Below are 3,563 nucleotides of genomic sequence, written 5' to 3' on the forward strand. Positions count from 1 at the left end.
CTTCAGACACATCAAGATCTTGCTGCAAATATTCATAACCACAAAAATATTGCCAATAAATATTTTCCTTTAGCTCTTCCTCCGTAAACGAATCAGAACCGTTGTACATAGCTTGAAGCATTGATAGTGCTAGCATTACTCTATGATCTTTCTTATTTCTACCAAATTGCTTGATTTCAATGTTAGGCAATGCTCTGGCTTCAAGTTCAGACCAATTTACTAAATCCCTTAGTTTATATAACTTGTTTTTAGGATTTAGTTTTGTAGATAATTTCTCTTCAAATAACCTTTCTTGTTTTTGGAGAAAAGTAATATTTTCTATAGGCATAATTTTAAAATCCGTAAGCTTTATGCGGTAATTATACCATTTTCTTATGGATTTTGTAAGCTGTTTATGACATGAAACCCCTTGTTAATTCAGGCGGGGAGAGTTTTGACGGAGGGACTAAAAACGAAATCGCTCTGTTCATAACTGAACAATAACTTTTCGCCATTAGATATGGTTCTTTAAAAATAAAAAAAGCTCAAGGTTACATACATGATCGAAAACCCTGAATTACTCGCTAGTCAACTTATAGTACAAATTGGCCTCTTTTTTGCATTTTCTTATTCAGAGGCGATAAAAACAGCTTCTTTAATAAGGTATTTAGGCTGCTATTGTTTAATATTTGCAATTATAGCTTCTGTATACATTAAGAAAGTGTTGCAAGACTATAATTTAAAAAGAAAAGAATTCGTTGCCTTATTAGTTATTTTTATATTATCTTTATCGATTGTTGTAAACCAAACCATTAGGATTCAAACTAGTTTAAATCCTTCGCAATTAGAATTTATTTTAAGGGCTAAGGATGTAGGGCTTTTAATTAAACACGGTATAAAGCCACAATTTAATTTTACTAATAAGATAGAGCCGTTTGACTGCTTTAATCTGAATTATGCAATGGCTCCATATCTAAATGATGACGAGCGAAATAAATGTTTCGCCGAGCCAATTAGTTATAATCCAGAGAATAAATTGCTATCAGAAGCGTTGCCGCAAAATGATCTTGATCGTTGTATTAATAATAAACAAAATTGTAAAGTCGAATATTTTCCATTCTTGAGTCAGATAAAGTTTTATTTAAAATAACATCTGGAATAAACCTGTCCAATCCTTTAAAGCCTACTTCCGTATACAAATTATAATAATATTTAGTTAGGCTATTTAACATCAACATAATACGCTAATTATTCTATTGACTCATTAGTTAACTTGTATTAGACAAGGCGCAGTAAATGTTAAAACTTATGGTAAAAGCGCATGAAAATAAAAATAACAGGGCAAGATAAAGGTGATTTGCTGCCTATATCGACAGATTTACAATTGCTGCCATTCCCAACCTGTCTTCATGAACATTTAAGAGGTCTAAAATTATCAGAAGTGAGTGATGAAGAAGCTGCAAATATAACAACAGTATTGAGTAGTATTGGTATTGATGTAAGTTCAATACCAAGTAATTTTTTGCAAAAAGAAAATATTGGGCTTGATTTTTCCCAGGGATCAAAAATATTTCCTTATGTTAAAAATATAATATTAATATCAATCATACCTTCTAATATACATCTTACCTCTCTGAATCTTTTTGGTAGCAGGTTAGATCAAACTGGAAGTTCCTATTTGTCGGATGCGCTAAAGACAACTAGTTCTCTCGCTTATCTTAAAATTTCTTATAATGACATGGGATATTATGGTCAGTTAGAATTATCAAAAGGCTTAGAAAAAAATCACTCTCTGACATCTATTGATTTTAGTAATAATGCAATTACGTGTGAAGAAGACCTAAGTTACTTTTTTAATTTATGCCTACCTAATATAAATGTGGCTGAAAAAATTGTGAATAGATATCCTCTGACCTATGATGATTATGTTGATCCTAATGTCTTCAATAGATATAGCGAACTTTACAGCGAACAAAATCTTCGTTCACTTAATCCAGATTTATTTATTGCAATACAAGGCCACGATACTATTAGATATTTCTCCTTTGGTATTGTAACAGATAGAGATTTCCTAACATTCATGCATAGCAAAATGTTAGGCGCAAAAGGACAAGTTTATCAAAATGTCTTTATGAGTGATGGTGTGATGGCTGGGTTTAATCAATTATCATATTTAGCGAATTTTAAAGGTGAAGTAGAACAACTAAACAAATCAATTGTAGCGAATTTTATGGCGAGCTTTATGCAAGAAGAATATGCTGGACATATCAGAGAAGTGATAACTACCCCTAAGATGATAGCACAATACATGAAACTTACCGATTTACTAGTAAGTACAAGTGATGAGCCAATAATAATAGACCTTCCAACAGAAACCCAAGAGTTTATTGAAAATAATTATTTATTATTTTTGCTTGCTCATCTTAGAAAAACCCCAGGCGAGTCTTTATTAGAAAAACTTCACTTAGATGTACATAAAAATATTTCTTCTTATTTATTTACTTTAGGTAAACCTACTATAGTCGATGTGATTGATTACAAAGCTCAAGAAGATGAAACGCCAATTATGGGTATTGGCTATTTTGATGGAATGGTTGGTGATTTGATATAAGATATGTATCCAGAAAAAATTGGAGCTCTAATTTTGATACTGTCACGTTAAGTGACTCATGTAATGCGCTATTGCTATTACAAATGGTAGACTTAACTCAGGAACAAGATATCCAATCCAGAGAGCAGTTGGTTTGGGTAGCCCAACCTTTTTTATAGAAATAAGTCGACCTATCCCTGCGAAAAATATGCCGAAGGCTAGAAGATAGACTAGAAAGCCTTGCTGTTGGATGGTAATCGCTGCCCATAAATTGATCAATCCAGCAGAAAAATACACTCCAGCCATAAATCGGTGTACGTTGTCTAATCGCGCAGATGTATCTGGCTGCCCCAGATACATCTGCAGGGTACCTCCAGCAATTGCAATTAAAGCTGCAAAAAAGAGGCCAATTTGTACTATAAGTTGACTAGCGAGTAATTCAGGGTTTTCGATCATGTATGTAACCTTGAGCTTTTTTTATTTTTAAAGAACCATATCTAATGGCGAAAAGTTATTGTTCAGTTATGAACAGAGCGATTTCGTTTTTAGTCCCTCCGTCAAAACTCTCCCCGCCTGAATTAACAAGGGGTTTCATGTCATAAACAGCTTACAAAATCCATAAGAAAATGGTATAATTACCGCATAAAGCTTACGGATTTTAAAATTATGCCTATAGAAAATATTACTTTTCTCCAAAAACAAGAAAGGTTATTTGAAGAGAAATTATCTACAAAACTAAATCCTAAAAACAAGTTATATAAACTAAGGGATTTAGTAAATTGGTCTGAACTTGAAGCCAGAGCATTGCCTAACATTGAAATCAAGCAATTTGGTAGAAATAAGAAAGATCATAGAGTAATGCTAGCACTATCAATGCTTCAAGCTATGTACAACGGTTCTGATTCGTTTACGGAGGAAGAGCTAAAGGAAAATATTTATTGGCAATATTTTTGTGGTTATGAATATTTGCAGCAAGATCTTGATGTGTCTGAAG

The 3,563-nt window shown here is 32.7% G+C and carries 5 protein-coding genes; 3 read left to right on the forward strand and 2 right to left on the reverse strand.

Annotation, left to right across the window (positions count from 1 at the left end):
• On the reverse strand, positions 1-328 hold a 328-nt coding region (locus Megvenef_RS07985; protein WP_322776028.1), incomplete at its 3' end, for a transposase.
• 210 nt (positions 329-538) lie between these two features.
• Here Megvenef_RS07985 and Megvenef_RS07990 point away from each other — a divergent pair.
• Positions 539-1,129, forward strand: coding sequence for a hypothetical protein (locus Megvenef_RS07990; protein ID WP_322777423.1), 591 nt, complete (start codon positions 539-541; stop codon positions 1,127-1,129).
• Positions 1,130-1,300: 171 nt separating this feature from the next.
• The gene (locus tag Megvenef_RS07995) at positions 1,301-2,590 is read left to right on the forward strand and encodes a hypothetical protein (protein ID WP_322777424.1); all 1,290 of its coding nucleotides are present in this window, start codon (positions 1,301-1,303) and stop codon (positions 2,588-2,590) included.
• 42 nt (positions 2,591-2,632) lie between these two features.
• Here the strand turns inward: Megvenef_RS07995 and Megvenef_RS08000 are convergent, their stop codons facing one another.
• Entirely contained in the window at positions 2,633-3,025 is a 393-nt protein-coding gene (locus Megvenef_RS08000; protein ID WP_322777425.1) for a DUF4345 domain-containing protein, read from the reverse strand.
• 210 nt (positions 3,026-3,235) lie between these two features.
• Between Megvenef_RS08000 and Megvenef_RS08005 the strand changes: the two genes are divergently transcribed.
• Positions 3,236-3,563, forward strand: a 328-nt coding sequence (locus Megvenef_RS08005) for a transposase (protein WP_322776028.1), incomplete at its 3' end; no start/stop codon positions are given.

The organism is Candidatus Megaera venefica (assembly GCF_034554655.1).
Classification (GTDB): domain Bacteria; phylum Pseudomonadota; class Alphaproteobacteria; order Rickettsiales; family Rickettsiaceae; genus Megaera_A; species Megaera_A venefica.

Bases quoted from the DNA above. Each gene is read 5' to 3' on its own strand.
- Megvenef_RS08000 (WP_322777425.1), bottom strand. From the start codon at position 3,025: ATGATCGAAAACCCTGAATTACTCGCTAGTCAACTTATAGTACAAATT.
- Megvenef_RS07995 (WP_322777424.1), top strand. From the start codon at position 1,301: ATGAAAATAAAAATAACAGGGCAAGATAAAGGTGATTTGCTGCCTATA.
- Megvenef_RS07990 (WP_322777423.1), top strand. From the start codon at position 539: ATGATCGAAAACCCTGAATTACTCGCTAGTCAACTTATAGTACAAATT.